Raw genomic sequence first — 5,581 nt, 5'->3', positions numbered from 1 at the left:
CATCTTGGCTTAACGAGTTCGCCTCACTCCCCGTTGTCAGCGGGTTACATCACCTTACCAGCATCGGTAAGTCACTGCCGCCCAGACTCATAAGCAGTCACAGCCCTGCGTAGCCACAGCCTCTCGACCTCTTGTCTCGTAGTCTGTGGATTTCAGATAGACTCGTGGTTCAATTTAAGCATCCATGCTAGCCCTGAACTCCGGGCACACCATAGGTGATGTCTCCCGCCCACTTTTGATTCGGAGCCTCCGCGTTAAAATCCTGAGCCAGCAGGTTCGGAGCAACTGGCATTTTATGTTTGCTGTCCGTCGTACACTTAAACTTACGTGCCGCTTTCGGCGTTAAATCCTGCCGCTTCATACTGGCGGCGATGGTTTTAACATTACGGTTATCACCGTTCTCAGCCAGCTCTTTCTGGATGCGCCTTGAGCCATCACGGCCTTTGCTATTGTCAAAAGCCTCTTTGACCTTCGTATCAAGCTCTTGGCGAGTTACCTCGCGCTGGATGGCCTTGTGGCGATGCTTAATCCAGTAATAAAACCCACTTCGTGAAACGCCGAACACCTTAGCCATGCGGACAACACTGAAGCACAGCAGGTGTTCGAGCATAAATTCGTAGCAATCTACTTTAAGTTTTTCGCGAAGTAGGTGGCGGCCTTTTTTACTATATCTAGCTCTTCAGCTTGCTCAGCCAATTGTCTTTTGAGTTTGGCAACTTCAGCGGCTAGATCTTTTTCCCGCTGACTGGTGCAGGTGTCGCTCTTAGCTGCCTTACGCCAGCCATAGATCTGGGATTCGTGTAACGACAGTTGCCTCGCTGCCGCAGCGACTCCCACTTTCTCTGCTAGCTTCAGGGCTTCTGATTTAAATTCAGGAGAATGGATAATACGTTTTTTCTTGCTTGTCATGGTTCACCTCGTTAGTGATTGTACTCACTTAACTCGGTGTCCAAAACTGCTGGTGCGGATCAGTCGGGGACGATTGCCATACCGGATGAATCGACTTTAGGTGTGTCAGTTCGCCATATGATGTCAGAAAACTATTACGCCTATGTCAGTTTTTCCGATGCAAAAGCTGATTCAACCGAGCCGTTCGATGGCTTTAACAATTTCTTTAGCGATAACCAATATTTCAAATCCCTAGAAATAGGCTGGGTCCCATCCAAAGAGTCATTCTATATGCAAAATTCACACTTGACTGTTTGGCATAGTGATGGGCCTAAAGATCGGTCTAGTGAGAACTATGGTGCTAACTGGTCGACAATTCAAAGCTTTGGAGATTGGGTCCCTTTTTTAAGGGCTGGCGTAGCAAAAGGGTCGGAAGCGTTATATCAATCATCTGTTGTAGCAGGTATGGGGTATCTAGGGTTAGGAGGCACTCTTGGTCTAGGGGTTGGGTGGGCAAAACCTAATGCTTCGTTTGATGATACATACAATTCTGAACTTTATTATCGAATGACATTTGGTCCCGTTTCGGTAACTCCTAATGTACAGTATCTCAAACGACTTCCGTTTAATTCTCAGGCAGATAGCGCTTGGGTATTTGCTTTGAGAGGTAACATCAATATCAGTTTCTAAATTGCTGTTTGTGATTTCCATATATTACAGTCTTTAGATTAACTGGGATTGTTTTCGGCTAACATCAGTGTAAACGACACCTCGTGGAAAATTTCGTCTATTGTTAAAATTTAGACTGTGGATTCATTATGCACTCACCGAAAACAGCTCTTTTATCTTACTTGTTTATTTTCAGCCCGTTAGCGTGGTCTTCTGAGGTTATTCGTGTATGCACTGTCGATTGGCCTCCTTTCTCTATCGTCGAAGATGACAGCAAAGTCATAGAGCAAGGGCTTTCAGTGGATATTTATCGAGAGGCCTTCTCTAGAATGGGCAAGAAGGTTGAGTTCTATCATGTGCCCTGGGGGCGTTGTGAAAAGTCGGTTTTATCTGGTGATTATGACGCTATCCTTGATAGCGTGAAAGTGTCAGGTCTCGTTAACCCTTCTATACCTACTGCTTTCTATCCTCTAGGTGCGTATGTAAATAAAAACAGCGATCTTACTGAATTTCGCTGGGATAATGTGGGTAACAGCAGAGCTGGTTTAGTCATTAACTACCATTACGCAGACATTATTATTAATAACAAAGATTGGGTTGTAGTACCTGCAGAAACGGAAGAGAAGCTCTTAACTCTGTTAGGAAAGAACCGGGTCGATTTTGCCGTTTTAGACTACTTTTCAGTCGTCAAATTGTCGAAGAAAGTTGGGGTTGAAATCCGTTTACTTTACCCTTTGATAGTCTCTCAGAATTTGTACCTTTGCTTGAACTCAAAACATGAGGGCTTGCTTGATGAGCTAAACCTTAAGCTTGAAGACATGTTGGACGACGGAACAGTCAATAGTCTTTATGAAAGCTATTCCTTAAAACCTTATGCTGAGATTTATCGCGAGGTAAAGGATATTACGGAGCCTGATTAGTATAAGCTATTGCCAAAATTAAGTTTTAGGGCTCTGCATTAGAGAGAGAAAGAACAAATTTAGCGCCTCCCAATTCACTCGCCTCTACCTTTACGCTGCCCTTGTGCTTGTTGGCGACCATTTTAACAATCGCTAGCCCGAGCCCCGCCCCAGAACTGGATTTATTTCGGGCAGGGTCTGCGCTGTAAAATGGGTCAAATATCTGAGGCCAGTGCACTTCATCAATGCCATTTCCATCATCTTCAACAGTAATGATTACGCACTCACCATAAACAACAGAAAGCTCAATCTTTGACTTAGCGTATCGACTGGCATTCGAAAGAAGGTTATCAAGCGCTCGTTTAATCAATGTTTGATCAGCAAATAGTGGAGATGAAGGTGTTAGGTGACTTTTTAAAGTTACAGGGATGTTTTGTGAGTGCTTGTCGGCAAGTTTTGTTACAAGCTGACCAATATCGAACGTCGATTTCTGGATTTGAGTTTCCGCGCTTTCCAGTTTAGCGAAGTGTAAGAGTTCACTAATAAGATCATCCATTTCATCGGTATCTTCTAGGATACTCAAAATTTTCTCATTCTGGTCCTCGGTGAGCGAACTTTCTTGCAGCATGTCGGCTTGCCACTGAATTCGGAAAATGGGTGTTCTTAAATCATGCGCAACTGCGTTAGTTAATGAGCGATTACTGGTAATGAGAGCGGAAATCTTATCTGCCATTTCATTGAAGCTTTTGTTCAATGTGCCAACTTGGTCTTTACCAGCAGTGGGTGCTCGAGCAGTCAGGTCGCCATTTGCAAGCTTTATTGTCGCTCGTTCTAGTTTACGAACTCTGCGGTTTAGAAACCAAATTAATGCCGCAGAGTAAACGATGAAGCCAATAAGAATGAATGCCCAAACCAAGTTATTATCCAATTCAATTGCCTGCCTTAATTGTGTCTCGTCGTCACTATAGATGTGATAAAAAGTATCCTGATCGACAAGCCTCATCCAGAAATGACGTTCAGAGTCATAGAATGTGTGCGGATGTTCTTGCGCAGTAGAAAAATAAGATTTTGCGGGCTCAGGTAAATCGCTATAGCTGACTATGCTTAAGCTCTGGGCTGTGTGCTCCACAAAATCGTCAAGCATCTTGAGCGTTTTTTCTTTACCTTGTATATCTGATAATTTGGTTAGGAGCTCTCTAAATGCGGCGCCCTCATGATCTTCGAGAACGTAGTCGTAGTCGGGATTGATTTCATAAATGATGACTTCATAAGCATAAAGACTAAGTCCAAAAAGGATGAGTAAGCCAACAAATGATTCGATATAGATACGACGCATAATTTCCTCTAAATAAATTGTTTACCAACTATCCGGTACGAACAAATAGCCTTTACCTCTGACCGTGATGATACGTTTGGGGGCCGAAGAGCTGTCGCCGAGCTTTTTGCGTAAGCTTACGATTTTGTTATCTGCAGTTCTGTCAAGTCCGTCGTACTCAATGCCTCTTAACTCAAGGGTAAGGGCTTCACGAGACAGAGCTTGATCAGGTGATTGAGCTAGCAGCCAGAGTAGATCGAACTCACTATCGGTCATCACAACTTTTTGACCATCCAGTTCGCATGTTTTCCTTTGCGGTTGTAGGGTGAGTGTCCCATATTTTAACGTTTGCCCAGCGCTCATACTTGAGTTGCTTTCATCGCTAAGTTCTCTTCGTAGGAGCATTCTAACTCTTGCTAGCAGCATTCTGGGCCTAATAGGTTTGGTGACAAAATCATCGGCACCGATCTCAAGTGCCGCCACATGGTCAAAGTCGTCGTCACTTGCGGTAAGCATCATCACTTTACCATTGAAATCACTTCGTATTTGGCGGCATATAGAGAGGCCATCTTCACCTGGCAGCATCAAATCTAAGATCACTAAATCCGGCTGGTTCTTAATGATCTCTTTAGCTACTGATTGTCCATCTTCAAAACAAAAGTGACGGAAAAATCGTTCGAAGAGAAGTAATCTGACAGCATTTTCCTTAGCTTCGGGTCATCTTCTACGATAAATAATTCTAGTTTTATGTTCATAAAATAGGCTTTCGAAATTAATAACTAACACTATTAATAGTAACCCGTTTTATTACAAAATCCTGCTATTTGGAGTCATTAATTGATGAGGTAAATAGGAACCTCCCATATGGGAGGGTTTTCCAGTATTGATGCCTCGTAAAAAGTACTCGTCTGTTAGAACTCATAACCCATACCGACATAGGTTGTTATGGCGCTGGTGGCAGAGTTGTAAGCAGCGCCAACTTTGGCTGTCAGATGTTCATTAAAGCGTTCGCCTGCACCAAAAGCTAATGCATCTGCGTTACCATGATGGCCAAGTCCTACAGAAACCATGATGCTGCCTACATTATGTGGTTCAGTTAAACCATTGAGCGCGGCCGCTTCGGCATAGGCACCATTGATATCGTCAGCCATACGTTCAAAGTCTTTTCTTAAGTCTTTGATGTCTTGCGTATTACGTTGGATCTGTTGTTCGTCTGAATTAAGTCTTTGTTCAGTTTTGGTGATGTGCTGAGTGTTGTTTGAGATCTGTTGTTCGTCGGAAGCAACTCTGCGTTCAGTGTTAGAAATGTGCTGAGCGTTGTTTGCGATCTGTTGTTCGTCGGAAGCAACTCTGCGTTCAGTTTTAGCTATATGCTGAGCGTTGTTTGAAATCTGTTGTTCGTCTGAAGAAACTCTGCGTTCAGTTTTGGCGATGTGCTGAGCGTTGTTTGCGATCTGTTGTTCGTCCGAGGCAACTCTGTGTTCAGTTTTAGCGATGTGTTGAGCATTATTTGAGAGTTGCTTTTCAACGGATGTCACTCTGTGCTCTGTTTTTGTAATGGTTTTTGTGTTGCTTGACAGCTGTTGTTCATCTGCCATTAACGGCGTTTTTCAAGGTAGTTGTCGCCTTTAATTTTTTAAGCAGCTTCTTTCTGCCTTTCAGGATTTAGCTTAACTTCACCAACTTCATCCCAGTTTCTAGATTCGTTTGACCACCGCTGTGGGTTGGCTGCTCTCGCTTGTTTATAAAGCTCTTTGCGCTTAGCTAAGATGGTACTATCCTCTCCATTATGGCGTTGAACTGGGGTCAC

Annotated in this window: 4 protein-coding genes and 2 pseudogenes; 2 read left to right on the top strand and 4 right to left on the bottom strand. The window is 43.6% G+C overall.

What is annotated here, in order from left to right; genetic code table 11:
* Window positions 1–211: 211 nt before the first annotated feature.
* A pseudogene (locus VTH8203_RS19775) lies at window positions 212–909 on the bottom strand (IS3 family transposase); the annotation flags it as partial.
* A gap of 36 nt (window positions 910–945) precedes the next feature.
* Between VTH8203_RS19775 and VTH8203_RS19770 the strand changes: the two are divergent.
* Window positions 946–1,578, top strand: a complete 633-nt coding sequence (locus tag VTH8203_RS19770) for a carbohydrate porin (RefSeq protein ID WP_244181265.1) — start codon at window positions 946–948, stop codon at window positions 1,576–1,578.
* Window positions 1,579–1,706: 128 nt separating this feature from the next.
* The gene (locus tag VTH8203_RS19765) at window positions 1,707–2,477 is read left to right on the top strand and encodes a substrate-binding periplasmic protein (RefSeq protein WP_096995196.1); all 771 of its coding nucleotides are present in this window, start codon (window positions 1,707–1,709) and stop codon (window positions 2,475–2,477) included.
* Window positions 2,478–2,502: 25 nt separating this feature from the next.
* Here VTH8203_RS19765 and VTH8203_RS19760 read toward each other — a convergent pair whose 3' ends face one another.
* From VTH8203_RS19760 to VTH8203_RS19750, 3 genes and pseudogenes are all read right to left on the bottom strand, one after another.
* Window positions 2,503–3,792: an ATP-binding protein gene (locus VTH8203_RS19760; protein ID WP_096995195.1), complete on the bottom strand. Its 1,290-nt coding sequence runs from the start codon at window positions 3,790–3,792 to the stop codon at window positions 2,503–2,505.
* A 21-nt stretch (window positions 3,793–3,813) separates the two neighbouring features.
* A pseudogene (locus VTH8203_RS19755) lies at window positions 3,814–4,526 on the bottom strand (response regulator).
* A 156-nt stretch (window positions 4,527–4,682) separates the two neighbouring features.
* Entirely contained in the window at window positions 4,683–5,309 is a 627-nt protein-coding gene (locus VTH8203_RS19750) for a YadA C-terminal domain-containing protein (protein ID WP_158296202.1), read from the bottom strand.
* Between the last annotated feature and the right edge of the window lie 272 nt (window positions 5,310–5,581).

The sequence above is a fragment of the Vibrio thalassae genome (genome assembly GCF_900089835.1).
In the GTDB taxonomy this organism is placed as follows: domain Bacteria; phylum Pseudomonadota; class Gammaproteobacteria; order Enterobacterales; family Vibrionaceae; genus Vibrio; species Vibrio thalassae.
Note: the sequence above shows the minus strand (reverse complement) of the source record. Positions and strands in the feature narration are given on the sequence as shown.

What these genes read in the sequence shown, in the direction of transcription:
- VTH8203_RS19765 (WP_096995196.1), top strand. Translation starts at nt 1,707, where the DNA reads ATGCACTCACCGAAAACAGCTCTTTTATCTTACTTGTTTATTTTCAGC.
- VTH8203_RS19760 (WP_096995195.1), bottom strand. Translation starts at nt 3,792, where the DNA reads ATGCGTCGTATCTATATCGAATCATTTGTTGGCTTACTCATCCTTTTT.